Genomic DNA, 25,213 nt, shown 5'->3' with positions numbered 1-25,213 from the left:
CGGGTTGCTTCATCGCCTGATCGCGTTCCTATACTCACCCGGTACGTTCAATAGTGAATCTGCCGATGGACAACCCGCCAAACGCTACTCCCGCGACCTGCCGCGAGCAGGCGCTTGCTGGATTGCAGCGTGGCGACATGGCGCTGGCCGAGCAGGCATTCTCGCGCCTGCTCGAAGTCCAGCCCGATGACGCCGAAGCGCTACAGTTTCTGGCCACCCGCCAGCTCAGTCGGGGATATACGGCTCGCGCGATCGAGTTGCTGCTTGCGGCGCAACGCGCGCACCCTCAGGACGCGGCCATCCTGCACCAGCTGGGTTCGGCACAGATGCTGGCCGGGGATCTGCAAGCCGCCGCCGACAGCTTGCACAAAGGTCTGGAGCTCGCACCCGGCATGTTCGTGGCGCGTCTGCGCCTGGGCGTGGTGTTCGAGCAGCAGGGACGCCAGCGCGAAGCGATGTCAGCTTATCTGGGCGCGATCAATGCTGCGCAAGCGCACGGGCGCTGGCTCAGCGACGCGACCACCGCGCCAGGCGTACGCGACGCGGTAAAACACGCCACGCAATACGTCGCTGCCGGTCGACGCGAGCTGTTCGATGCGATCATCGAGCCGCTGCGACAACGCTACGGACGATCGGAACTGTCTCGCGTGGATCAGTGCCTGTCCATCTATCTGCATGAGCAACCTGCACCGTTGCCAGATCCGCGACAGCGGCCCGAATTCCTGTACTTTCCGGGCATCCCCAGCCAGACCTTCTACCCACGCGAGCGCTTTCCGGCACAGGCACAGCTGGAGGCTGCCGTTGACGTGATACGTGAGGAACTGCGCGCGGTGCTGTCGAACGGGCAGGATGACCTCGTGCCGTTTCTGGGCACCAACTCAGCCGAGGCAGTGGCGGCGCACCTGCTGGGTTCGTCCGGTACACAAGAGGCGGCATGGGATGCCTTCTTCTTCTATCGGCACGGTGTGCGCCATGACGCGCACTGTGCGCGTTGCCCGCGCACCATCGGGCTGCTCGACTCCATGCCGCTGGTTCGGGTGCGCGACCACGCGCCGGAAACGCTGTACTCGGTGCTGCGTCCAGGCACGCATATCCTGCCGCACCGCGGCGTCACCAATACTCGCCTGGTCACGCATCTTCCGCTCATCGTGCCGCCGGATTGCGCGTTGCGCGTCGGTGGCGAAACCCATGTGTGGAAGGAAGGCCGTTGTGTCACCTTCGACGATACGTTCGAACACGAAGCGTGGAACCACAGCGACCAGACCCGCGTGGTGTTGATCATGGACAGCTGGAATCCCGATCTCAGTGAAGCCGAACAGGCGGCGGTGGCTGATCTGGTCGCCGCCATCGGCGACTTCAATCGGTCGGGCGAGGCTCCGGCACAACCGCGGCCCGAAGAGTCTTCCGGGTCGCCGGCTGGCTGATCAACGGTCCGACGGGCCGCCTGGCTTGCGTACCAGGGCCTTGTGCGCTGGACCATTTCTGGGAGTAGTCTTTTGGCTGTTGGGCAACGCAGGCGATCATCGTCGCGTGGCTCAACGCGTGCCCGGGGGGGACTCGACGCGCTCGAAAGCCGGGAACGGATAACAACATCCATCCACTGGGGAGATCCAATGAAATACGGCATGAATCACTTGTCACTGGCAGTGCGCCTGGCATTGACTGCAGGAATTTTCGCGGCAGCAGGTGTGGCCCAGGCGCAGGTACCGCAGGCGGATACGTCATCGTCAGATCAGACCACGCCACCATCCAAGAACAAGGCCAAAACCCTGCAGGCGGTGGTCGTAACCGGCTCGCTGATCCGGCGTGTGGACGCCGAGACGGCCAGTCCGGTAGTGACGCTGGATCGCGCCACCCTCACCAACTCGGGCAAGCCCGTGCTGGGCGACGTGCTGCAGCAGATGCCGAGCATCTCCGGCAATGCCACCAATCCGCAGAACAACAGCAATGGTGGTGGCGTGGCCAGTCCCTTGCTGGAAGCCGGCGATGGTGCGTCGCGCGTCTCGCTGCGCGGCCTGGGCATCAGCCGCACGCTGGTACTGGTCAACGGCCAACGCATGGCCAACCCGGATCTCAACCTGATCCCGCCGGAGATGATCGAGCGGGTCGACGTGCTGGCCGAGGGGGCTTCCACCGTGTACGGCTCCGACGCCATCGGTGGCGTCGTCAATTTCATCCTGCGCAAGGACTTCAAGGGTGCCCAGTTCAGCTTGAACGATGGCATCTCCAGCCATGGCGACGCCCAGCGCCGCGGATTCAATCTGACCGCGGGCAGCACGGGTGAGAATTACAGCATTGCCGGCGGCCTCGATTACAACAAGTACGACGCGGTGCTCGGCAAAAGGCGCAAGTTCTCCAAGCAGCAGCTGTACCTGTCGAGCGGCTCTGTCGTGGCGGCCGGCTCCAGCTCGATCCCGACCGGCAGGATCCAGCTGCCCGCATCGATCGCCAGCCAGTACGGCTGCCCGATCAATTCGAGCGGCACCGCCAATGTGACCCTGGCGCAGGGTGATGGATCGGCCCTCGGTGACTACCGCTGCCGTCTCGCCTCGGATACCTACAACTACGCTGCGCTCAACTACATCCAGACCGCACAGAAGCGCACCAACGGTTTTATCCTCGGCAGTTACAACCTCACCGACAACCTCACCGCGTTCGTCGATGCGTTCTACAACCACACGGTATCCAGCGGCCAGGACGCTCCTTCACCGGTCGGGACCGGCGACGGCCTGATCATCTCCTCCAACAATCCGATCAATCCGTTTGGCGTCACGTTCAGCCAGAATCCCGTCCCCGGCGATCCGAACAGTGGCTACAACTTCCAGACCCGCCTCACCGGCGCCGGCACACGCGTGCACAGTTACACCACCAACACCGGCCAGATCAACACGGGGCTGCGCGGCAATTTCGGCCAGGACAGCAGCTGGATCTGGGATGCATCGGTCAACTACAGCCATACCAAACGCGACCAGCGCGACACCAACGAGGTGGACATACCGGCGCTGCAGGCAGCCGTCGACGGCGGCGCGAACATCTTCAACCAGGCCGACCCGAGTGTCGGCGCGCAGTTGAGGGGTGGCGTGAAAACGCCGGTCTACATCTTTACCCAGTCGACCAAGCAGGGTCAGTTCGATGCCAGCGGCGAGCTGTGGGACTTGCCCGCCGGCACGATGCAGTTGTCCGCCGGCGCCTTGTATCGCAAGCAGTCCATGAACTACACCGTGAGCTCGTTCGCCGTGCTCGATCCGGTGACCACCACCTGCCAGATTCTGCAGGAAGCCTGCGGTTCGCCCGGGCGCGGCAGCTTCGACGTCAAGGAGCTGTATGCCGAAACACTCATTCCATTGCTCTCCGAGCAGCCATGGGCCCACTCGCTGAACCTCGACCTCGGCATCCGCACGTCCAACTACAGCACCACCGGCACGACCACCAACGGCAAGATCGCGATCGAGTGGCGTCCCACCGCCGATCTGCTGGTGCGCGGCACGGTCTCCCAGGTGTTCCGCGCGCCCAACCTCAATGAACTCTACGATGGCCGCACGCTGGTCCAGCCCAACTTGAACGACCCCTGCGTCGGACGCACGGCGGCCGAGCTGGCGGCGCATCCGGTAGCCTGCCAGTTCGTTCCCGTGAACTGGGCCGGCAACTCGCCTGCACAGGTCAATACGTTCTACTCCGGCGCCACCACGGTAGGTGCGAAGCTGAAGCCCGAAAAGGGCAAGTCCATCGATCTCGGACTGGTCTACGACCCGGACTGGCTGCCCGGCTTGTCCACCAGCGTCGACTTCTGGCACATCTACCTGTCCGACACACTGACGGCGATCCAGGCCGATACCGTGGTCAACTCCTGTTTCAACAACAGCAGCAGTCCGTATTGCTCGTTCATCCATCGCCAGGACAACACCAGCAGGACGCCGGGCCAGGTGTTCCTGATCAATACCCCGGTGGTCAACCTGGGCAACCTGAGTACCACCGGCATCGACTACACGCTGCGCTACAAGATCCCGCATTTCGACCTGGGCAGCTTCGATCCCGGAAACTTCCGGGCCGGTCTCAGCACCAGCTACACGTCGACATACAAGAACGACGCAACACCCGGCCAGCCGGGCGCAAAGACGATCAACTACGCCGGCACCCTGAGCCCGCAATTCGGCAACATCTCGCGCTGGCGCGGCACGGTCACGCTCAATTGGGACAAGGGCAACTGGAACGCCCAGTGGCAGTCGCGCTACATCAACAAGCTGACCGCGCTCAACGCCGACGCCGCCATCAGCGGCGTGAACATCCCGATGGCTTCGGTGATCTACCACTCGATCCAGCTGGGCTATGCGGTGCCATCGATCCACACCCGCTTCGATGTCGGCGTGGACAACCTCAGCAACAAACTGCCACCGCTGGTCTACCAGAACGGTTCGAACTACAACGTGGATACCGCCACGTACGACGTGCTCGGCCGCTATTACTGGGCGCGGGCGACGATCAAGTTCTGACATCGTGACCAGGTAGGCGACATCCGGAAACTCCGGAGCATGCAAGAGGGCCGCGAACACGTTCGCGGCCCTCTTGCATAATGAGATTCGGAAGACGATGGATGGAGAACCATGTCCACTACGACCGCGGAACTGGCCAAAACCATGGCCGACGCCTGGAACACCGGTCAGGCGGAGCGGGTCATTGCCCTCGCCGCGCGGGCCGCGCCGGCCGATGCGGAAGACGAAGACGTGCTGGTGCTGCTTGGCCTGGCGCAACAGGCCACCGGTCGCCACCCGCAGGCCGCGGCGACGTTCCGCCGGCTGGCGCAGATGCGGCCGGACGTTTCAGCGTATTGGAACAACCTGGCGGTCGCCTGCCGGCAGGCGGGCGACCTGCCGGCCTCAGAGCAGGCCCTGCTGACGGCGCTGTCGCTGGCGCCGGACGACGCCGAGCTGCACTACAACCTCGGCTTGCTCTACACGCAGCAACGGCACTGGCTGCTGGCCAGGCAGAGCTTGCTGGATGCGGTGCATCTGGCTCCGCATTTCATCGAAGCCCGGCTGCAGGCAGCGTATGCCTGCTACGTCTGCGGCGACAACACCCATCAGGAAACCATGCTGAGCGGCGCCGTCGACTGGCCCGCGCAACCGGCCGAGCAAGCCCTGGTGCTGTCCGCCATGCTGTCTGTCCAGGGTGATCTGGATGCAGCGCTGCGCACGCTGGCGCACGCACAATTTCCCGCCGAACCGGCAGCCAGGGTCATGCGTCTGCGCATCGCCGCGCAGCGCGTCTTGCTGTACGAAAGAAACAACCAGATCGGCGCCGCGCAAAACGAACTGCAGCAGTTGCCGCCGGAGGCACTCGACGCCCTGCCAGCGGATGCAGAACAGGCGCGCGCCGATGGCTGGCGCGCGCACGCGGCCATGGCGATGCGCAGGGGTGCCTATGCCGAGGCCGAGGCGCTCTACCGGCGCGTGCTCGCCTGCACCATCGACGACGAAAGCCAGGCTAGCGCCGCTTTTGGCCTGGCTTCCGCCCGTGACCGGCAAGGACAGTATCCCGAGGCGTGGCAGGCCCTGCAGAAGGCGCATGCCACACAACTCGACATCGCCCGGAACGTGGTGCCGGAACTGCTGGCAACCGACAGCCGACCGCTGCAGGTGACCGGCAGCAACTTCGAGTACGGCACCCATGCCGACTGGAAGCCGCTGTCATCACCCGACAGCCGGCAGAGCCCGGTCTTCGTGGTCGGCTTTCCCCGTTCCGGCACCACCTTGCTGGAACAGATGCTCGATGCCCATCCGGACTTCCGGTCCATGGATGAGCGTGCGTACATCCATGACCTGATCGAAAGCATGGAGCTGGTTGGCCAGCACTATCCTGCCGACCTGGCAAACCTGACGCAGCAGGACGCCGATCAACTGCGCGGTGTCTATCGGCGCATGGTCGGCGAGGTGCTGCCCGACCTCGGCGAGCGTCGTCTGGTGGACAAGAATCCGCTCAACATGCTGTGCCTGCCGATGATCATGCGGCTGTTTCCGCATGCGCGCATCATCCTGTGCCTGCGCCACCCCTGTGATGTGCTGCTCAGTTGCAGCATGCAGCCGTTCCGCTCACCGGCCTTCATGGTGCTGTGTTCGTCGCTGCAGCGCCTGGCTCAGGGCTATGCAAGCGCCTTCGAGCAGTGGTATCGCGATGTCGACGCGTTCGCCCCGCACGTGCTGGAGTGGCGCTACGAATCCGTGGTCAGCCAGTTCGACGACCAGGTCGCGCGCCTGGGGCAGTTCCTCGAGACCGCCGACGCGTCGCCCATGGCACGCTTCGCCGAACACGCACGGGACAAGCGTTTCATCAGCACACCCAGCTATGCGCAAGTCACCGAAGGCGTTCACCGCAAGGCGGTCGGTCGCTGGCAGAACTATCGCGAACAGCTGGAGCCCGTGCTGCCGGTGCTGCGACCGTGGATCGATCGCCTCGGCTACACCGAATAGGAAAGGTCCAGCGGTGCTCCTGCGACAACGTTGCATGACTTCTGGCGTTGTCGCCACGCGGTGAAACATTGCATCCTGCCGGATCATCCCCCGGAGCATCCCATGCACCATCGCCTGCACGTTCTAGCCCTCAGCGTGGCCCTTGGCCTTGCGGCATGCACCGGCGTACCGATCGCCCGAACCAGCCAACCGGCCCTGATCGCGCAGACGCTGAACTCCGGCGGCGTGATGCCGGCCGAGCAGGCACGCGTGCATTTCGATCATGCCGAACTGCACTTCACGGTCGACGCGCCGAACCAGCGCATCGACGGCACCGCCACGCTGAGCTTCACTGCCAAGTCCGTCACCGATGTGCTGCTGCTGGATCTGGACCGCAACCTGCCGATCAGCGGTATCGATCTGGACGGCCAAACGCTCGCCCCCGGCGCATGGAGCAATCCGGACGGCCGCTTGCGTATCCAGTTGCCGATGCCGCTCGCCGCAGGCGGCAAGGTGCACACGACCATTCGCTACGGCGGCAAACCGCACGTGGCGAAGAAGGCGCCGTGGGACGGCGGCTTCGTGTGGAGCCACACCGCCGACGGCCAGCCGTGGGTGGCCAGCGCGGTCGAGGGTGAGGGCTGCGACCTGTTCTGGCCGTGCATCGACCAGCCGCAGGGCGAGCCCGACCTGGTCGATACGTTCATCACCGTGCCGAAGGCGCTGGCCGCACCCGGCAACGGCGTGCTGGTGGGCATCACCGATGAGGGCGGCCAGCACACCTACCACTGGCGCGCCAAGCATCCGGATACCTATGCGATCTCGATCAACGTCGGCCCCTTCGATGTCTTGAAGGGCAACTACGCCAGCCGCTACGGCAACACCATCCCGATGCAGTTCTGGTACGTGCGCGGGCACGAGGCCCAGGCGAAGGAGCTGTTTGCGGGATTTCCGCGCATGCTGGATTTCTTCGAGCAGGAGATCGGCCCCTACCCCTTTGGCGACGAGAAGATGGGCGTGGTGGAAACCCCGCACCTGGGCATGGAGCACCAGACCATCAATGCCTATGGCAACAACTACCGCCTCAACGGGTATGGATTCGATCAACTGCTGCAGCATGAGTTTGCGCATGAGTGGTTCGGCAACCAGGTCACCAATGCCGATTGGGACGACATGTGGCTGCACGAGAGTTTCGGCACGTACATGCAGCCGCTCTACAGCCAGTACCTCAATGGCGACATGGATTACTTCAGCTGGCTGCGTGCCCTGCGCCTGATCTTGCGCAATCACCATCCGATCGTTTCCGGCAGCAGCAAGACCGAAGAACAGGTCTATGACGAGACGGCCGGCCCCGGTCAGGACATCTACAACAAGGGCGCCGTGATGCTGCATTCACTGCGCCAGCTGATCGGCGACAAGGACTTCTTCGAGAGCATCCGGCTGCTGGTGTATGGCCGGCCGGATCCGAAGCCGGGCAATTTCAGCCCGCGTTACGCGAGCACGAACGACTACATCGACATCGTCGACAAGGTGACCGGACGCGACCTGCGCTGGTTCTTCGCCGTCTACCTGCACGATGCCGCGCTGCCACGTCTGGATGTGCAGCACGACGGCGACATGCTCACGCTGCATTGGGTCACCGAACACGGCAAGCCGTTTCCGATGCCGGTGGAAGTGCAGGTGGGCGATGCGCTGCATGCCTTGCCAATGACGCACGGCGAAGGCCAGCTGAAGGTGCCGAGCGGCAGCTTGCTGATCGTCGACCCGCATTCAAAGCTGCTGCGCGAACTGCCTCACATCGATGCCTACCAGCAGTGGATGAAACAGCAGCGCGAGCAGAAACAGGGCAAGCGCGCCACGCAGTAGGCCGCCTGCCGGTCGTCCCGCTCACCCCATAAAAAAAACCGGCGCCTGGCGCCGGTTTTTTTTATGACCTCTTGCAGCAGACCGGGATCAGGGCTGGGCTGGCCGCACCGCAGTACTGTCGGCCTTCGGCGTCACCGCCGCCGTGCTGGCGAATTTTCCACCATACGGCAGCACCTCGCTGGCCAGCTTCGGATCGGCCTTGATCATGCCGATCGCGTCGAACAGGATGTGCGCGGTTTCATTGAGCTGCACATCCTTCGCCTTCTTCGCTTCCTTCTCCTGCTTCAGCTCGCTCTTGAGGCTGCGCTCGTTCGCGTTGAGCCCGTCGTCGAGGGTGCTCTGCTCGTCACCCAGCGTGGCATCGGAGCCGTCGATGGCTTTATGCCGCGCGCGGAAGTCGGACTGGATCGCGTCCTGCTGCTTGCGCTCGACCTCGCGCGTGGCGAGGTTCAGCGAGATCGCGGTTTTGTCGCGCATCGTCTTGTACTGCGCCAGCTCATCGAGCATCAGCTTCCACGCCGGCGACTTCGCCACCCGGTCGCCATGCAGCTGCAGCAACTGTGGCAGGTAGGCATTGAGGTTGGCCACCGGCTGGTAGTCGGCCGGTGCAATCTGGGTCCACTTCAGCGCGTTGTCGTAGGTCGATTCGCCGAAGTCCTTGTCATCGCCATTCTTCGGGAACGCGATGTCCGGCGTCACACCCTTCAGCTGAGTGGAGCCGCCGTTGATGCGGAAGAATTCCTGGATGGTCATCTTCAGCTCGCCGAGCTGCGGCTGCTCGCTGTCGCTCTGCGAGAAACGGTCCAGATCGACCAGGTTCTGCACGGTGCCCTTGCCGAAGGTGGGCTCACCGACGATCAGGCCACGGTGGTAATCCTGGATCGCCGCCGAAAAGATTTCCGAGGCCGACGCCGTACCGCGATTGACCAGCACCGCCAGCGGGCCGCTCCAGGCCATGCCCGCGTCGTCGTCGCCCTGCTCCTCGACCTGGCCCTTGGAGTCGCGCACCTGCACTACCGGGCCCTTGTCGATGAACAGCCCGGTCAGCGAGTTCGCCTCGGCCAGTGAGCCGCCGCCGTTGTTGCGCAGATCCACCACCACGCCCTGCACGCCGGCGGTCTTGAGCTCACCCAGCAGCTTGGCGACGTCGCGCGTGGCGCTCTTGAAGTCCTTGTCGCCAGCGCTGCGCGCGCCGAAGTCGGAATAGAACGTGGGCAGTTCGATCACGCCGATCTTGCGGGTGACATCACCATCCTTGATATCGACGATCTTCTTCTTCGCCGCCTGTTCCTCGATGCTGACCTTCTTGCGCACCAGGGTGACGATCTCGTGCTTGCCGTCCAGGCCGGTATCGCCGGGCAGCACCTCCAGCCGCACGGTGGTGTCCTTCTTGCCACGGATCAGGTTGACCACGTCGTCCAGGCGCCAGCCGATCACGTCGGTGATCGGGCCGCTGTCGCCCTGACCGACACCGACGATGCGATCGCCGACCTGGATCTTGCCGGACTTGATCGCCGGGCCGGCCGGCACCAGCTCGCGGATCTGGGTGTAGTCATCGCGTGCCTGCAGCACCGCGCCGATACCCTCCAGCGACAGCTTCATCGCGATGTCGAAATTCTGCGCGGCGCGCGGCCCGAGGTAATCGGTATGCGGGTCGGTGGTTTCGGCGTAGGCGGTCATGAAGGTCTGGAACGCGTCCTCGCCATCGAGCTGCTTGACCCGCTCGATGTAGCCGGCATAGCGCTTGTCCAGCGTCTTGCGGATCTCGGCGTCGGGCTTGCCGGCCAGCTTCAGGCGCAGCCAGTCGTTCATGGTGCGCTTGCGCCACAGGTCGTCCAGCTCGGCCTGGTCCTTGGGCCAGTCGGCGTGCTCGCGATCGAACGTGTAGCTTTCGTCGGCGGAGAAATCGAAGCCCTGCTTGAGCAGCCCGCGTGCATAGGTCATGCGTTCGACGGCGCGCTGCACGTAGAGGTTGAACACCGAGAACGGCGCAGACAGATCCTGGTTCCAGATCGCGTCGTCAAGCTTGGTCTGCAGTGGCGCGAACTTGGCCATCTCGGCCTGGGTGAAGAACACCTTCTCGCCGTCGAGCAGCTTGAAGTAGGCCTTGTAGATACGCGCCGACATCGCGTCGTCGAGCGGCTGCGCGTCGTAGTGGAAGCGGGTCAGGAAGCGCGCCGACAGTTGCGCGGCCTGCGCCTCGCTGGGCGTGGACGTGAGCGGCCAGCTGGCCGCCTTGCGACCGGTGCCGGCACCGAGATCGGCTGCCGACTGCGCAAGCGCACAGGTCGCGGTGAGGGCAAGCAACAGGACCAGCGCAGGGCGAAATTTCATGAAGGTTCTCAGGCTGACTCGGTGACACCGGCTGCATGGGCCTGCAGGTCGGCGTGATAGGACGAACGCACCAGCGGACCGGAAGCGACGTGATGGAAACCCATCGCCTCACCGGCTTCGCGCAGCGCCTCGAATTCTTCGGGAGTCCAGTAGCGCACCACCGGGTGGTGGTGCGGCGTGGGCTGCAGATACTGGCCGATAGTGATCATCTCGACGTCATGGGCGCGTAAATCACCCAGCGTCTCGATCACCTGATCCCAGGTTTCGCCCAGGCCCAGCATGATGCCGGACTTGGTCGGCACGCCCGGATGCTGCGCCTTGAAGCGCTTGAGCAGGTCCAGCGACCACTGGTAGTCGGCGCCCGGACGCACCTCGCGATAGAGGTGCGGCACGGTTTCCAGGTTGTGGTTGAACACGTCCGGCGGGAAATCCTGGAGTACTTCCAGCGCGCGTTCCATGCGGCCCTTGCCGCGGAAGTCGGGCGTGAGGATCTCGATCTTGATGTTCGGACTGGCGTGGCGCGTGGCGCGGATGCACGCCGCGAAATGCTCGGCACCGCCGTCGCGCAGATCGTCGCGGTCGACCGAGGTGATCACCACGTACTTCAGGCGCATGTCGCGGATCGTCTCGGCCAGCCGCGCCGGCTCCAGCGGATCGGGCGCGACCGGGCGGCCATGCGCCACGTCGCAGAACGAGCAGCGGCGCGTGCATACCTCGCCGAGGATCATGAAGGTGGCGGTGCCCTTGCTGAAGCATTCGTGGATGTTCGGGCACGACGCCTCTTCGCACACGGTGACCAGCGCGTTCTCGCGCAGGCGCGCCTTCAGCTGCGCCACGGCGTTGCCCTGGGGCAGGCGCACGCGGATCCACGACGGCTTGCGCAGGGTCGGTACGGCGGTGTCGAAGCCGGCACGATTCAGCGCGATCTTGTCGTTGCCGACCTGCTTTTCACCCGCAGGCGCACCGCTGACGACGGTGATCGGGATGATCTTGGGGGAAGAGGTGGAGATTTCGCTCATGTAGACAGCTCAGACCGCTGCACGAGCGGGGAGTTCGGGTAAAACGGGGGCAGCTGACTCGGCGGCAAAGCCGAACTGGCGGCAGAACTCCTCCACCAGCACGTCCTCGACCGTGGCCAACTGCGACGGACCGCCCAAGTCTAGCAGTTGCGTGACTGCCAAACCCTTGTAACCGCAAGGGTTGATGCGATGAAACGGCTCCAGGTCCATCGCCACGTTGAAAGCCAGCCCGTGGAAGCTGCAGCCACGGCGCACGCGCAACCCCAGCGCAGCGACCTTGGCGTCCGCCACGTACACGCCGGGCGCACCTTCGCGCCGTGCCGCCATGACGTTCCAGTGCGCCAGCGTGTCGATCAGCGACTGCTCGATCCTGTTGACCAGCTCGCGCACGCCCACACCGACCCGACGCAGGTCGATCAGCGGATAACCGACGATCTGGCCGGGCCCGTGATAGGTCACCTGGCCACCGCGATCGACCGGCAGCACCGGAATGTCGCCCGGCGCCAGCACGTGCTCCATCTTGCCGGCCTGGCCGAGGGTGAACACCGGGTCGTGTTCCAGCAGCCACAGCTCGTCGGCGGTATCGGCGGTGCGGTTGTCGGTGAACGCGCTCATCGCCTTCCAGGTCGCCGCGTAAGGCTGGCGGCCGAGACGACGGATTTTCAGCGGCAACGACATGACATCAAACCTTGGGAATGAACGGGGAACATTGGGGGTATTGCGCACATGGTCAATGGAGCCGGACTGAAACGGGCCTGCCACCACCACGTTGCGAGGAACTCGCCGTCCCCCGTTTGCCGCACTTCACATCGTGTAACGGATATCCGGATTTGCGCGCAACGCGGCATGGGCCGCCTCGTAATGTTCGCGGGTGTCGCAGCGAAAGCTCACCGTGACCGAGACGAAATTGCCGGCGCCGGAATGCCGATGCCGCACGCTCTCGTGCAGCACGTGCAAGCCGGCACGCTCCAACAGCTGCGGCACGTGGGTCGGCAGGTTCGCGCTGGCGCTGCCGACCGCGGTGATCTCGAACTCGCCAGGGAACTGGAAGCCCTTGCCGTCCTGCTTCGCTTTGGTGAAGTCGATCGGTTGCATTACTTGGTGCTCGGCGCCTGTTCGGTATTGCCCTTGCTGCCGTGGAACCACAGCATGATGCTGTCCCACAGGCGCGAGAAGAAACCGCCCTGCGGCGCATCGTTCATGGCGATCAGCGGCACGCTCTGCACCGGCTGACCGGCCAGTGTGATGCGCAGCGTACCGACCTGCTGGCCCTTCTTGAACGGCGCGATCAGCGTGGCCGGAATATCCATGATGGCCTTGAGCTGGTCGTACTCGCCACGCTTGACCGTGACCTGCACATCGTCGGCGACACCCAGCGGCAACTGGTTCGTCTCGCCCTTCCACAACCGCGGCGTGGCCAATGGCTTGCTGGCGTCATACAGCTTGTGCGTCTCGTAGAAACGGAAGCCGTAGCTGAGCAGCGCCATCGCCGAATCGGCACGCGCCTTCTCGCTGCTGGCGCCCATCACGATCGCGATCATGCGCGACTCGCCCTGCTTGGCCGATGCGGCCAGGCAATAGCCAGCAGCGGCGGTGTGGCCGGTCTTGATGCCGTCCACGGTCGGATCGCGCCACAGCAGCGTATTGCGATTGTGCTGCTTGATGCCGTTCCACTCGAACTCCTTCACGGCGGAGATCGCGTAGTCCTCGGGGAAATCGTGGATCAGCGCGCGCGACAGGATCGCGATGTCATGCGCGGTGGTGTAGTGGTTCTCGATCGGATAGCCCGATGCATTCTGGAAGTTCGAGTTGACCATGCCCAGCTGCTTGGCATAGGCGTTCATCAACCCGGCGAACGACTGCTCGGAGCCGGCGGTGTGTTCGGCCAGTGCGATCGCCGCGTCGTTGCCGGACTGGATGATCATGCCGTACAGCAGGTCTTTCAGCGGCACCTGGCTGTTGAGCTTGAGAAAGCTTGTGGAACCGTCGGTACCGGCACCGCCGCCGCGCCAGGCATTCTCGCTGATGGTCACCGGGTCGGTCATGTGGACCTTGCCGTTGGCGACCTCGGCCGAGACCACGTAGTCGGTCATCACCTTGGTGATCGAGGCCGGCTCCACGCGCAGGTCCGGCTCCTTGCTGGCGAGAATCTGGCCGGTGGCGTAGTCCATCAGCACCCAGCTCTTGCCGTCGACATCCGGTGGCGGCGGCACCGGTGCGTCGGGCACCACCGGGCGCGGCACCGGCGAAGGACGCGGCGGTGTCTGGGCAACGGCGACACCGACCAGCAACACGGCGGCGAACGGGATCAGGGTGCGGCGGAAGAAATTCATCGTGTGGTTCAGTCCAGTCTCTGAATGCCGACGTGGCAAATGCCGGCATGATTAAAAAGGGGCATGCAAATCCTGCTCAGTCTACCGCGACCTGGGGCCGCGGCAGACCCATGCCTTCAATCCGCGCGCTGACCTGGTCGGCGCGATCCACGTCCGCCAGCGGCCCGACCCGCACCCGGCGCACGTGACGACCGTTGACCTCGGCATCCATGACCTGCACCGCGCCGACGTTGGCCTGACGCAGACGCTGGGCCAGTCGCTCGGCATTGTCCGCATCGGAAAACGCGCCCACCTGCAGGTAGATGCCAAGGTGTCCGGTTGTGACCACGGTGGGCGGCGGCAGTTCCTGCGAGGAGCTTCCCGGGTCGATGCCGCGCACCTCGACCAGGCCGGTGCCCTTGGGCCAGATGCCGATTTTCACCGCAGCCGCATAGGACAGGTCGATCAGGCGGTTCTGGTGAAACGGCCCGCGGTCGTTGATCCGCACGATCACGCTCTTGCCGTTTTCCAGGTTGGTGACGCGCGCATAGCTGGGTAGCGGCAGCGTGGTGCTGGCCGCGCTGAACGCGTACATGTCGTAGGTTTCCAGGCTGGACGTCTTGTAGCCGTGGAACTTGTTGCCGTAGAACGAGGCGATGCCGCGCTCGTCGTAGCCGCGCGCACTGGGCAGCACGCGATAGGAGTGCCCGAGCACCGTATACGGCGACTTGTTGCCGTACAGCGAGCGCGGCTCGATCCTGGGTACGGGTTCGACCAGCTTGCCGATGTCCGGCACGTCGCCCGGCACGCTGTCGCTGCCGTCGCGATAACGGCTGCTTTGCGATTTGCTGAGGTCGTCGCGGAAGCTGTCCGCGCCCCGGCTGCTGTCGGCCCTGCCCTGCTCGTGCCGGGCCGAATCAGCGGCATGGCTCGGGCGCGTCCGCTTGCCACCGCAGCCGGCCAGCAACGACATTGCCAGCAGCAGCACCAGGCGGCCTGCCGCCCTCATCGCGCGGCGTCCACCTGACCCACACCGGCCGCGATGGCGCCTGCCAGCTGGTCGACCGCCATGGCGTATAGCGGGCTGCGGTTGTAGCGCGTGATCACGTAGAAATTCTGGAAGGTGAACCAGTACTCCGGCCCGTTCGGACCCTGCAAGGTCTGCAGGCTGGTGGGCTGCGCGGGTGGCAACGACTGCAGCGGCGCATAGCCCCACGCCTCAAGCTGCTCCAGCGGCCATTGCGGCGTGGCGTCCTTCACTGTGATGGGCCGCGCCGCCGCATCCGGCTGCGCGCGCGCGGCGACCGGACCGCCATCGACCCAGCCGTGTTTCGCAAAATAGTTGGCGACGCTGGCGAAGATGTCCGGCAACGAATTCTGCAGATCGATGCGGCCGTCCTGATCGGCGTCCACCGCGAAATCGCGGATGCTGGTGGGCATGAACTGGCCCCAGCCCTGCGCGCCGGCATACGAGCCGGTGAGCGTGTCGAGCGGGCCGGCCAGATGGTTGTCCGGCATCTCCAACAGCTCCTTCAACTGCTCGCGAAAGAACTTCGCCCGCGGCGGGTAATACAGGCCCAGCGTGACCAGCGCATCGAGCACCTTGTACTTGCCGGTGTTGCGGCCATAGCTGGTTTCCACGCCGACGATCGCCACGATGTACTGCGGCGCCACACCGTACTGCCTGCCGACCTGCTCCAGCAATGCGCGATGTTCGCGATAGAACGCGATGCCGTCGTTGATGCGTTTGTCGGTGAGGAAGATCGGCCGGTAATCCTTCCACGGCTTGGCCTCGGCCGGGCGGCTGATCGCATCGAGGATGCTCTGCTGCATCGTGGCGCCATCGAGCAGCGCGTTCAAAGCCTGCGGACGCTTGCCGGTATCGCGCGCCACCTCGCGCACCAGTTCGGCCTGGCCGGGGTGAGTCGTCGCCATGACCGGGGTCGGCGCACCAACCCAGAGCAGACTCAGGATGGCGAGGAAACGGGCCGGATGCGGCGCAGGAGTGGCTGTCATGTGGAGGCTTCGCTCGCGGAAAACGATGTCATCGAAAGCCTAACACGCACACCGGCACAACTCCGGGCCACGCCCAGGCCATGCGCCGGCGGTGTTCAGATGTGCGTCTTGCGATTGGCGTGGATCGACATCAGCACACCGAAGCCAGTCAGCAGCGACACTGCCGAGGTGCCGCCGTAACTGATCAGCGGCAGCGGCACGCCGACCACTGGCAGCATGCCCGCCACCATCCCGCCGTTGACGAACACATACACGAAAAAGCTCATGCCGATCGCGCCGGCGAGCAGGCGCGAATACGTATCGCGCGCCTCCATTGCGATCCACAGGCAGCGGCCGATGATGAACGCGTACAACGCGACCAACCCGCACACGCCGATCAGGCCGAACTCCTCGGAAAACACCGCGAAGATGAAGTCGGTGGTGTGCTCGGGCAGGAAGTCGAGCCGCGACTGTGTGCTGTGCTGCCAGCCCTTGCCGAAGATGCCGCCGGAACCCACCGCGATCTGCGACTGGATGATGTGCCAACCGTTGCCGAGTGGATCGGATTCCGGGTTGAGCAGGGTCAGCACGCGATCGCGCTGGTACTGATGCAGGAAATGCCAGCCGACCGGAATCATCCCGCCGACCGCCGCCACCAGCGCGCCGATGCGCCACCACGCCATGCCGGACAGGAACAGTGCAAACGCGCCGGCTGCGGTCACCAGCACGGCGGTACCCAGATCTGGCTGCTCGGCGATCAGCCCGGCCGGAATCGCGATCAGCACGCCAACCACCGCGATGTCCTTCCAGCCCGGCGGCAGCTGGCGCGGGTGCAGGTACCAGGCCACCATCATCGGCATCGTCAGCTTGAGCAGTTCGGACGGCTGAAAGCGCATCACGCCCAGGTCCAGCCAGCGCATCGAACCGCGACCCTCGCCGAGGAGCGCCACCACCACCAGCAGCGCGGTGCTGCCGGCATAAAGCCATGGCGTCCAGCTGCGCAATATGGACGGCGAGATGCGCGATACCACCAGCAGCAACGCGCCACCGAGCACGAAGCGGGCCGCCTGGCCGCCGACCATGCCGAGGCTGCCATCACTCGCGCTGTACAGCGTGACCAGGCCGATCGAAGCGAGCACGAACAAGCCGAACGCCAGCGGCAGATCGATCCGTGGCCGGGTCATGATGCGCCGCAGGAAGCGCTGCAGACGAATGCTGAAGGTTCCGATCATGGTGTGCCCCCATCGCTGCTGGATGCCTGTGCCGGGTCGCTTTCCACCGGCACGTCTTCCACCGGTGTCGTGCTCTCATTGGGCGTGTTCTCATTGGGCGCGCCCCGATTCGGCAAGTCCCGACCGGACGAACCCGGCGCCGACAGCGGCAGGTCCTGCGGCGCGGCGCCGCCTTTCGCGATGACCCATGCATCGAAAATCCTGCGCATGATCGGTCCGGCATCCGTGCCGCCCCACGCGCCGGCCTCCAACACGACCGCGGCCGCAATCTGCGGATCATCGGACGGCGTATATCCCATGAACCACGCGCGGTGGCGTGTCGCCAGGTAGGCGGTGTTCTTGTTGGTGTCGTACGCTTCGGAGGTGCGTGAGAAGCGCTCGGCGGTGCCGCTCTTGCCCGCGATCAGATAGGGAAAGCCGTCGTTCAATCGCGCGAGCTTGCCGGTGCCGCTGACGATCACCGCGCGCATGCCTTCGTTGATCACGTCCCACTCCGAAGATTTGCGAATCAACGACGGGCCGCTGGGAGGATTCGGCAGCGGACGCACCTGCGCGTCGGCCACCGCTCGCGTCGCCATCACCAGCCTCGGCTGATACGGCACGCCATGTCCGGCGAAAGTGGCGATCGCATGACCGAGCTGCAGTGGCGTCACCGCCCAGTAACCCTGGCCGATGCCGGCGATGACGGTTTCACCGGGGAACCAGCCGAACTTGCTGTGCGCCGCCTTCCATTGGCGTGAGGGCAGGATGCCTTCGGATTCGCCGAGCAGATCGATGCCGGTCTTGCCACCGAAGCCGAAGCGGCTCATCCACGCGCTCAGCCGGTCGATGCCGAGATCCAGCGCCAGTTTGTAGAAATAAGTGTTGGTAGACTTCTCGATCGCACGCACCATGTTCACCGTGCCATCGCCGCCGCGGGTATCGTCGCGATAGCAACGCGATTGCCCGGGCAGGCAGAATTGGCCGGTGGACAACACCGTGTCTTCGGGCCGGCGCACGCCGTATTCGAGTCCGCCCAGAGCAAGAAACGGCTTCACCGTGGAGCCTGGCGGATACATGCCGCGCAACGCGCGGTTGTACAGCGGCTTGTCGGGGTCGTTGGTCAACGTGCCGTAGTCGGCCTGGCTGATGCCGTTGACGAAAAGGTTGGGGTCGAACGTCGGCACGCTGACCATCGCCAGCACCTGCCCATTGCGCGGATCGATCGCCACGGCCGCACCGGGGCGGCCGGCAAACGCCGTTTCGGCGGCTTTCTGCAGACGCACATCGATGCTGAGGTACAGGTTCCTGCCTGGCGTCGGCGCATGCGTTTCCAGCACGCGCTGGGTTCGCCCATCGGCATTCACTTCAAGCAGTTCGTAACCCGGCGTGCCGTGCAGCACGTCCTCGTAGGATCGCTCGAGGCCGCTGCGGCCAACGTGGCTGGTACCCTGGTAGCGCTTCGGGTCGAGTCGCTCCACATCGGACGCATCAATGCGCCCGACATAACCCACCACATGCGCGAACAGTTCGCCGAACGGATAGCGGCGGGTCAGGTAGGGCACCACGTCCACGCCGGGAAAACGCCAGCGATTCACCGCGAAGCGATCGATCTCGTCTTCGGTGAGGTGCATCTTCAGCGGCACGCTCTCGAAACGCCGGCTCTGCCTGAGTTGCTTGGTGAAGGCGTCCAGGTCGTCCGCACCCAGCGGCACCACCTGGCCCAGCCGCTGCAGCAGGGCGGGCATGTCGGCGACCTGCTCGGGCACCACTTCTAGCCGGAATGCCGGCACGTTGTCGGCCAGCAGCACGCCGTTGCGGTCGTAGATCAGCCCGCGCGCCGGCGGGATCGCGCGCGGTTTGACCCGGTTGGCCTGCGAACGGGTGACGAACTCGTCGTGATGCATCACCTGCAGGAACACGAAGCGACTGACCAGCAGGCACAGGCTCAGCACGATCAGCACGAACCCCGCCAGCGCACGGCGCCGGAACAGCATGCTTTCGCCGCGCGGGTCCTTGATCGATCGCCGGATCTTCATGTCACTGGTTCATGTCTCATTGAATCCGCAGGCGCGCGCGCAGGTCGTCGAGCAACAGGAACAGGAACGGCCACAGCACGGCACCGACGAACGGCGAGATCCACCAGCTTGCCGGCGGCAACGACGCACCGGCCAGCACGCGCACGATCAGCAGCAGGATGCGGTCGTTCAACAGCAATGCCAGCACCGCGAGGGCCTGTTGCCACATCGGGAAGAAGCGCAGCCGCGAGCGAAAACGCAATGCGATGAAAACCAGCGCGCACAGGCGCAAGGCCTGCTCGCCCAGCACCACGCCGTTGAGCAGATCCGCGCCCAGGCCCACCAGGAAAGCCAGACCCAGGGTGACCCGATCCTCCGATTCCAGCGACCAGTACAGCAGGACCAGCGCCGGCCAATACGGCTTGAACGGTTCCAGCACGCCGGGCAGCGGTACCAGCATCGACAGCAATGCAAACACCAACGTGCCGATGAACCACCAGAGACTCAGCCGCTGCTTGTTCATCGCGTTGCCCCGTTGTTCGTGGGCATCGGCGGAGCTGCAGAGGTTGCGCCCGGTGCCAGCTCACCGGATGGTCCCATCGGTGTCACTGGCGCTGGCGGTCCATCCGGCTCGGCCTGATCGTGCAGCAGCAGCACGTCCTCGCTGCGGTCGAGATCGGCTGACGGCTGTGCTTGCGCCACCAGGAACATGCCGCTCGCCGCCGGTGCCACCGCACGGATCTCGCCAACCGGAAATCCCGGTGGAAAGCGCCCGCCCAGGCCTGAGGTAAGCAGCTTGTCGCCAGTGCGCACGTCGGCTGCCAGCGGGATGGTGGGCAGGGCGAGCTGATCGCCGTCGCGCGAACCATAGGCCACCGTGCGCAAACCGGTGCGCTCGATCACCACCGGAATCGCGTGCGACGGATCGGTTATCAGCATCACCACCGAGGTGGTCGGCAGCACCTCTTTCACCTGACCCATCACGCCATGTGCGTCGATCACTGGTTGGCCCGGCCTGACACCGTCGCGGGCACCCATGTTCAGGGTCAGCTGGTAGCGATAGGCGCCCAGGTCCACGCCGATCACCCGCGCCAGTTGCACGTTGAGCTCAAGGCTGTGCTGGGTATCGAGCAATTCCTTCAGGCGCTGGTTCTGCTCGGCGACGGCGGCCATCCGGTTCAACTTGGCGTTGGCCAGCAGCAGGTCCTCGCGCAGACGCTGGTTCTGCTCGGTCAGTCTCTGGCGATCGGCAAACGCCACGCTCATCGTGCGCACGCCCACCGCCGGCAGACCGGCGAGCCGATACACCGGCTCGACCACGGCAGACGCCGTGTAACGCAAGCGCCACAGCCAGCCATTGCGATGGTCGAGCACCATCAGCACCACAGCCAGTGCGAGATAGACAATCAGCCTCAGCGTACCGGCCGCATTGCCGGCGAACAGAGGCGAGGATTCGTCGCGCGTGCGCGCCATGGCCGCCCCTGCCTAGCGTGCGTTATTCGGGCGCGAAGAAATCGCTGCCGTGCTGATCGATCAGCTCCAGCGCCTTGCCGCCACCGCGCGCCACGCAGGTCAACGGATCGTCGGCCACCTGCACATGCAGGCCGGTTTCCTCGGAGATCAGCCGATCCAGATCGCGCAACAGCGCGCCGCCGCCGGTGAGCACGATGCCGCGCTCGGCGACGTCAGAGCACAGCTCCGGCGGGGTCTGTTCCAGTGCCGATTTCACCGCGGCCACGATGCCGGCGAGCGGCTCGTGCAGCGCCTCGAGAATCTCGTTGGAATTGATCGTGAACATGCGCGGCACGCCCTCGGCCAGATTGCGGCCGGAGATCTCGATCTCCTTGACCTCGCTCTGCGGGAACGCGCAACCGATCTGCAGCTTGATCCGCTCGGCGGTGGATTCACCGATCAGGGTGCCGTGGTTGCGTCGCACGTAGTTGATGATCGCCTCGTCGAAACGGTCGCCACCCACGCGCACCGACTGCGAGTAGACGATGCCGTTGAGCGAGATCACCGCCACTTCGGAAGTGCCGCCGCCGATGTCCAGCACCATCGCACCGCGCGCCTCGTGCACCGGAATGCCGGCGCCGATCGCTGCGGCCATCGGCTCCTCGATCAGAAACACGTCACGCGCACCGGCGCCCTCGGCCGATTCCTTGATCGCGCGGCGCTCGACCTGGGTCGAGCCGCACGGCACGCAGACCAGCACGCGCGGGCTCGGCCGCAGGAAACGCGACTTGTGCACCTGCTTGATGAAGTGCTGCAGCATCGCCTCGGTCATGGTGAAGTCGGCGATCACGCCGTCCTTCATCGGTCGCACGGTGGCGATATTGCCCGGCGTGCGGCCGAGCATGCGCTTGGCGTCGCTACCCACTGCGGCAATCGTGCGCGGACCACCGGGGCCACGATCCTGGCGAATCGCCACCACCGAAGGCTCGTTCAACACGATGCCCTGGCCGCGCACATAGATCAGCGTATTGGCCGTGCCGAGGTCGATGGAGATGTCGTTGGAAAAGATGCCGCGAAACTTCTTGAACATGGGTCCGCCGTGGGTCGGCTTGGCTAAAAAGTAAGCTCGCCAGTCTAGTTAGCGTGGCCTGCATGCGCAAGGACAATAACGTTAAGAAACCCTTCTACAACACCGTGATATGCGCGTTTCCTTTACCTTGAAATGAGCTGCGCATGGCGGCGAAAAGTCGCCAACCCGGGCATATGGCGGTACGATTCCACCTTTTGACCGGAGCATCCCGGCTCGGCCATCGGCCGACCGCGGCGCTCTCGGCCTTTCCACCTTGCCCGGGGGTTCCCGCACATCATGCCTGCCGTCATCTGCGGATCGCTGGCCTACGACACCATCATGGTGTTCCAGGATCAGTTCAAGAATCACATCCTGCCCGACCAGATGCATATCCTGAACGTGTCGTTTCTGGTGCCGCGGATGCGTCGCGAATTCGGCGGCTGCGCTGGCAACATTGCCTACAACCTCAAATTGCTTGGTGGCGATCCGCTGCCCGTGGCGGCCGTGGGCCAGGATTTTGCGCCGTATCGCAAACATATGGAGCAGTGCGGCATCCAGCTCGATTGCGTACGCCAGTTCGATGACCAGTTCACGCCGCAGTGCTTCATCACCACCGACCTGGACAACAACCAGATCACGGCCTTCCATCCCGGCGCCATGTCCAGCGCGCAGGAAAACCACGTGCGCGACATCCCGCAGATCGATTTCGCGATCGTCGCTCCGGATGGTCGCGAGGCAATGCTGCAACACGTTGACGAGTTTGCCGCACGCGGGGTGCCCTTCATCTTCGATCCGGGCCAGGCGATGCCGCTTTTCAGCGGTGACGAATTCCGTTCGATGATCACCAAGTCCACCTACGTGATCGTCAACGATTACGAGTCGCAGCTGCTGCAGACGCGCACCGGCTGGAGCGCCACCGAGATCGCCGGGCACGTGACCGCCTACATCGTGACCCAGGGGCCGCGAGGCTCGACCATTCACGTTGACGGACAGACCCATGACATTCCACCCGCACGTGAACGCCAGATCGTCGATCCGACCGGTTGTGGCGACGCTTATCGCGCAGGTCTGATCTTCGGCATCATGGCCAACAAGGACTGGCCCACGGTCGGTCGCATGGCCTCGTTGATGGGCGCGCTGAAGGTGGAACATCCCGGCACGCAGAATCAGCACTTCAGCTACCCCGAGTTCGCTGCAGAATTCCTCGACCAGTTCGGTTACGCGCTGGATTGACCGCTGCGACGGTGGATTGCTGGCGAGGCTTCGCGTCTGATCGAAGCTTCGTTCGTGTCATTCGACGCGAAAGCCAATGGTGGCGTTCACCGCGTCCTGCCAGCCCCGGTACAGGCGCTCGCGGGTGGATTCGTCCATCTCGGGTTGGAAGCGACGCTCCACCTGCCAGAGTTCCGCGATCTGCGCGCGACTCTCCCAGAAGCCCACCGCCAAGCCCGCCAGGTAGGCTGCGCCCAGCGCGGTGGTCTCGGCCACTCGCGGACGCAGTACCGGCACGCCGAGCATGTCGGCTTGAAATTGCGCCATGAAGTCGTTGGTGATCGCGCCGCCGTCGGCGCGCAATTCCTTCAAAGGGATGCCGGCGTCCGCTTCCATCGCGGCCAGCACGTCGCGCGACTGGTAGGCCATCGACTCCAGCGCCGCACGCACCACGTGTTCCTTGCGGGTTCCGCGTGACAGGCCAAACATGGCGCCGCGCACGTCGCTGCGCCAGTACGGCGCGCCCAGCCCCACGAACGCCGGCACCAGATATACGCCGTCGCTGGATGACACGCTCTGCGCACATGCCTGCGAATCACTCGCCTGCACCAGCATCTGCAAGCCATCACGCAGCCACTGCACCACCGAGCCGGCGACAAAGATGCTGCCTTCCAGCGCGTACTCGATGGTACCGTCCACCTCCCATGCGATCGTGGTCAGCAGGCCATGCCGTGAGAGTACTGCCTGGGTGCCCGTGTTCATCAGCATGAAACAGCCGGTGCCATAGGTGTTCTTGGCCATGCCTGGCTCGAAGCAGGCCTGGCCGAACAGTGCCGCCTGCTGATCGCCGGCCACACCGCTGATGGGCAATCCCGCAGGCAAGCCCGCTAGCGTCGTCGTGTACCCGTAGATCTCGCTACACGAACGCACCTGCGGCAACATGTTGCGCGGAATGTCGAGCATGCGCAGCAACTCATCGTCCCAGCATCGCGCATGGATATCGAACAGCAGGGTACGCGCGGCATTGCTTACATCGGTGACATGTAACCTGCCGCCGCTGAGGTTCCAGATCAGCCAGCTGTCGATCGTGCCAAACAGCAGGTCGCCACGCTCGGCGCGGGCACGGGCGCCGTCGACATGATCGAGGATCCAGCGGATCTTGCTGCCTGAAAAATACGCATCGATCAGCAGCCCGGTCTTTTCGCGCACCAGTGGCGCATAGCCATCCGCTTTCAGCTGCTCGCAGATCGCCAGACTCTGCCGCGATTGCCACACGATGGCGTTGTAGACCGGCTTGCCGGTATGGCGGTCCCACACCACCGTGGTTTCGCGCTGATTGGTGATGCCGATTCCTGCCAGGGCGCCGGCTTCGATCCCCGCCGAAGTCAGTGCCTCGGCTATCGTTGCCAGCACACTCGCCAGAATCTCTAGCGGATCGTGCTCCACCCAGCCAGGCTGCGGGAAGATCTGGCGAAATTCACGCTGTGCCGAACCGGCAACGTCTCCCGCACGATCAATCAGCACCGCCCTGGAACTGGTGGTGCCCTGATCAATCGCCAGTATGTAGCGCTGCTCCACCGCGTCATCCCTTCGTCATCCGCACTACGGACCTGTCAGCGAAGAGTAGCAACGTGTCGGGACGGCGGGCGAGCGCATTGGGCGAACCGGGACCCAGTCAGTGCGCCTCAACGTGCTTGCGGGTCGGCTGGCTCAGTTTGTCGGTATACGCCAGCACAATGACCAAAACCACGAATGTCAGACGCAACAGGATCTGCCACATGATGCTTTTACCGTCCATGATGTCGGATTGCCTATCGTTGATGCGACACCCCATGCCGCGCTTTCGCGCGTTTTGAGGTGCGCGGCGCGGAAGGCTGGATAAGGTGGCCGACGGCGGTCACGGTAACTGGATGATGATCGTGTCGCTGTCGATCGGCGAACGGGTCGAGCCCGACCTGCCGCACTGAAACTCAAACCAAGAACCCCCCCACCGTTTCGGGTGGAGGTTTTTGGGATAAGCCCCTGGCGGTAACCTGTTGCAGCCTGCGATCTTCGATCGCGGCAGCAAGCGTTCTCAAACGCCACAAAGACGAAGGCCTCCCCGGATGGGGAGGCCTTCCAGGATAAAGCCCCTGGCGGTGACCTGTTGCGGGTCGCGACCTGCGGTCGCCACAGCAACGCGCAGGCAAGAAAAAACCCCCACCGTTTCGGGTGGAGGTTTTTTGGGATAAAGCCCCTGGCGGTGACCTACTCTTGCATGGCAAAGCCACACTACCATCGGC

General features: G+C 64.5%; 18 protein-coding genes. 5 read left to right on the top strand and 13 right to left on the bottom strand.

Annotated elements, in window-relative coordinates:
• The first annotated feature begins 65 nt into the window (after nucleotides 1–65).
• The 4 genes from EAH75_RS08270 to EAH75_RS08255 all read left to right on the top strand — a co-directional run bounded on the left by EAH75_RS08270 (nucleotide 66) and on the right by EAH75_RS08255 (nucleotide 8,309).
• Complete coding sequence (locus EAH75_RS08270) at nucleotides 66–1,424, top strand: aspartyl/asparaginyl beta-hydroxylase domain-containing protein (RefSeq protein ID WP_140805100.1); 1,359 nt, start codon at nucleotides 66–68, stop codon at nucleotides 1,422–1,424.
• Nucleotides 1,425–1,625: 201 nt separating this feature from the next.
• Complete coding sequence (locus EAH75_RS08265) at nucleotides 1,626–4,490, top strand: TonB-dependent receptor domain-containing protein (RefSeq protein ID WP_140805098.1); 2,865 nt, start codon at nucleotides 1,626–1,628, stop codon at nucleotides 4,488–4,490.
• A gap of 111 nt (nucleotides 4,491–4,601) precedes the next feature.
• A complete protein-coding gene (locus tag EAH75_RS08260) occupies nucleotides 4,602–6,464 on the top strand; it encodes a tetratricopeptide repeat-containing sulfotransferase family protein (protein ID WP_140805096.1) in 1,863 nt (620 codons plus the stop codon).
• 102 nt (nucleotides 6,465–6,566) lie between these two features.
• Complete coding sequence (locus EAH75_RS08255; RefSeq protein ID WP_140805094.1) at nucleotides 6,567–8,309, top strand: M1 family metallopeptidase; 1,743 nt, start codon at nucleotides 6,567–6,569, stop codon at nucleotides 8,307–8,309.
• Nucleotides 8,310–8,396: 87 nt separating this feature from the next.
• Here EAH75_RS08255 and EAH75_RS08250 read toward each other — a convergent pair whose 3' ends face one another.
• From EAH75_RS08250 to EAH75_RS08195, 12 genes are all read right to left on the bottom strand, one after another.
• Nucleotides 8,397–10,643, bottom strand: coding sequence for a carboxy terminal-processing peptidase (locus EAH75_RS08250; RefSeq protein ID WP_140805092.1), 2,247 nt, complete (start codon nucleotides 10,641–10,643; stop codon nucleotides 8,397–8,399).
• An 8-nt stretch (nucleotides 10,644–10,651) separates the two neighbouring features.
• Nucleotides 10,652–11,662: a lipoyl synthase gene (lipA, locus tag EAH75_RS08245; protein ID WP_140805090.1), complete on the bottom strand. Its 1,011-nt coding sequence runs from the start codon at nucleotides 11,660–11,662 to the stop codon at nucleotides 10,652–10,654.
• Nucleotides 11,663–11,671: 9 nt separating this feature from the next.
• On the bottom strand, nucleotides 11,672–12,340 hold the full coding sequence (gene lipB, locus EAH75_RS08240; RefSeq protein ID WP_140805088.1) for a lipoyl(octanoyl) transferase LipB: 669 nt from the start codon (nucleotides 12,338–12,340) through the stop codon (nucleotides 11,672–11,674).
• Between the two features lie 126 nt (nucleotides 12,341–12,466).
• The gene (locus tag EAH75_RS08235) at nucleotides 12,467–12,757 is read right to left on the bottom strand and encodes a DUF493 family protein (RefSeq protein WP_140656356.1); all 291 of its coding nucleotides are present in this window, start codon (nucleotides 12,755–12,757) and stop codon (nucleotides 12,467–12,469) included.
• Nucleotides 12,757–13,995 (bottom strand): D-alanyl-D-alanine carboxypeptidase family protein, encoded by a 1,239-nt coding sequence (locus EAH75_RS08230; protein WP_140656359.1) that lies wholly within the window; start codon nucleotides 13,993–13,995, stop codon nucleotides 12,757–12,759. The genes EAH75_RS08235 and EAH75_RS08230 overlap by 1 nt, the downstream gene beginning before the upstream one ends.
• A gap of 76 nt (nucleotides 13,996–14,071) precedes the next feature.
• Nucleotides 14,072–14,983: a septal ring lytic transglycosylase RlpA family protein gene (locus EAH75_RS08225; protein ID WP_140656362.1), complete on the bottom strand. Its 912-nt coding sequence runs from the start codon at nucleotides 14,981–14,983 to the stop codon at nucleotides 14,072–14,074.
• A complete protein-coding gene (mltB, locus tag EAH75_RS08220; RefSeq protein ID WP_140656367.1) occupies nucleotides 14,980–15,990 on the bottom strand; it encodes a lytic murein transglycosylase B in 1,011 nt (336 codons plus the stop codon). Before mltB ends, EAH75_RS08225 begins: the two co-directional genes overlap by 4 nt.
• A gap of 95 nt (nucleotides 15,991–16,085) precedes the next feature.
• On the bottom strand, nucleotides 16,086–17,201 hold the full coding sequence (gene rodA / locus EAH75_RS08215) for a rod shape-determining protein RodA (RefSeq protein ID WP_140656370.1): 1,116 nt from the start codon (nucleotides 17,199–17,201) through the stop codon (nucleotides 16,086–16,088).
• Nucleotides 17,198–19,219, bottom strand: coding sequence for a penicillin-binding protein 2 (gene mrdA / locus EAH75_RS08210; RefSeq protein WP_140656373.1), 2,022 nt, complete (start codon nucleotides 19,217–19,219; stop codon nucleotides 17,198–17,200). Before mrdA ends, rodA begins: the two co-directional genes overlap by 4 nt.
• A gap of 16 nt (nucleotides 19,220–19,235) precedes the next feature.
• Nucleotides 19,236–19,721 (bottom strand): rod shape-determining protein MreD, encoded by a 486-nt coding sequence (gene mreD, locus EAH75_RS08205; protein WP_140656376.1) that lies wholly within the window; start codon nucleotides 19,719–19,721, stop codon nucleotides 19,236–19,238.
• A complete protein-coding gene (gene mreC / locus EAH75_RS08200) occupies nucleotides 19,718–20,671 on the bottom strand; it encodes a rod shape-determining protein MreC (protein ID WP_140656379.1) in 954 nt (317 codons plus the stop codon). Before mreC ends, mreD begins: the two co-directional genes overlap by 4 nt.
• Nucleotides 20,672–20,693: 22 nt before the next feature.
• Nucleotides 20,694–21,740 carry a rod shape-determining protein gene (locus EAH75_RS08195; RefSeq protein ID WP_008437271.1) on the bottom strand — a complete coding sequence of 349 codons (1,047 nt, stop codon included), beginning with the start codon at nucleotides 21,738–21,740 and terminating at the stop codon, nucleotides 20,694–20,696.
• Nucleotides 21,741–22,016: 276 nt separating this feature from the next.
• Between EAH75_RS08195 and EAH75_RS08190 the strand changes: the two genes are divergently transcribed.
• Entirely contained in the window at nucleotides 22,017–22,952 is a 936-nt protein-coding gene (locus tag EAH75_RS08190) for a carbohydrate kinase family protein (RefSeq protein WP_140656382.1), read from the top strand.
• A 57-nt stretch (nucleotides 22,953–23,009) separates the two neighbouring features.
• Here the strand turns inward: EAH75_RS08190 and glpK are convergent, their stop codons facing one another.
• A complete protein-coding gene (gene glpK, locus EAH75_RS08185; protein ID WP_140656387.1) occupies nucleotides 23,010–24,509 on the bottom strand; it encodes a glycerol kinase GlpK in 1,500 nt (499 codons plus the stop codon).
• Nucleotides 24,510–25,213: the final 704 nt, after the last annotated feature.

Source organism: Rhodanobacter glycinis (genome assembly GCF_006438785.1).
Lineage (GTDB): Bacteria > Pseudomonadota > Gammaproteobacteria > Xanthomonadales > Rhodanobacteraceae > Rhodanobacter > Rhodanobacter glycinis_A.
This window is presented reverse-complemented; position numbering and strand designations above follow the sequence as displayed.

Coding starts and splice junctions, on each gene's coding strand:
- EAH75_RS08270 (WP_140805100.1), top strand. CDS start 66: ATGGACAACCCGCCAAACGCTACTCCCGCGACCTGCCGCGAGCAGGCG.
- EAH75_RS08265 (WP_140805098.1), top strand. CDS start 1,626: ATGAATCACTTGTCACTGGCAGTGCGCCTGGCATTGACTGCAGGAATT.
- EAH75_RS08260 (WP_140805096.1), top strand. CDS start 4,602: ATGTCCACTACGACCGCGGAACTGGCCAAAACCATGGCCGACGCCTGG.
- EAH75_RS08255 (WP_140805094.1), top strand. CDS start 6,567: ATGCACCATCGCCTGCACGTTCTAGCCCTCAGCGTGGCCCTTGGCCTT.
- EAH75_RS08250 (WP_140805092.1), bottom strand. CDS start 10,643: ATGAAATTTCGCCCTGCGCTGGTCCTGTTGCTTGCCCTCACCGCGACC.
- lipA (WP_140805090.1), bottom strand. CDS start 11,662: ATGAGCGAAATCTCCACCTCTTCCCCCAAGATCATCCCGATCACCGTC.
- lipB (WP_140805088.1), bottom strand. CDS start 12,340: ATGTCGTTGCCGCTGAAAATCCGTCGTCTCGGCCGCCAGCCTTACGCG.
- EAH75_RS08235 (WP_140656356.1), bottom strand. CDS start 12,757: ATGCAACCGATCGACTTCACCAAAGCGAAGCAGGACGGCAAGGGCTTC.
- EAH75_RS08230 (WP_140656359.1), bottom strand. CDS start 13,995: ATGAATTTCTTCCGCCGCACCCTGATCCCGTTCGCCGCCGTGTTGCTG.
- EAH75_RS08225 (WP_140656362.1), bottom strand. CDS start 14,983: ATGAGGGCGGCAGGCCGCCTGGTGCTGCTGCTGGCAATGTCGTTGCTG.
- mltB (WP_140656367.1), bottom strand. CDS start 15,990: ATGACAGCCACTCCTGCGCCGCATCCGGCCCGTTTCCTCGCCATCCTG.
- rodA (WP_140656370.1), bottom strand. CDS start 17,201: ATGATCGGAACCTTCAGCATTCGTCTGCAGCGCTTCCTGCGGCGCATC.
- mrdA (WP_140656373.1), bottom strand. CDS start 19,219: ATGAAGATCCGGCGATCGATCAAGGACCCGCGCGGCGAAAGCATGCTG.
- mreD (WP_140656376.1), bottom strand. CDS start 19,721: ATGAACAAGCAGCGGCTGAGTCTCTGGTGGTTCATCGGCACGTTGGTG.
- mreC (WP_140656379.1), bottom strand. CDS start 20,671: ATGGCGCGCACGCGCGACGAATCCTCGCCTCTGTTCGCCGGCAATGCG.
- EAH75_RS08195 (WP_008437271.1), bottom strand. CDS start 21,740: ATGTTCAAGAAGTTTCGCGGCATCTTTTCCAACGACATCTCCATCGAC.
- EAH75_RS08190 (WP_140656382.1), top strand. CDS start 22,017: ATGCCTGCCGTCATCTGCGGATCGCTGGCCTACGACACCATCATGGTG.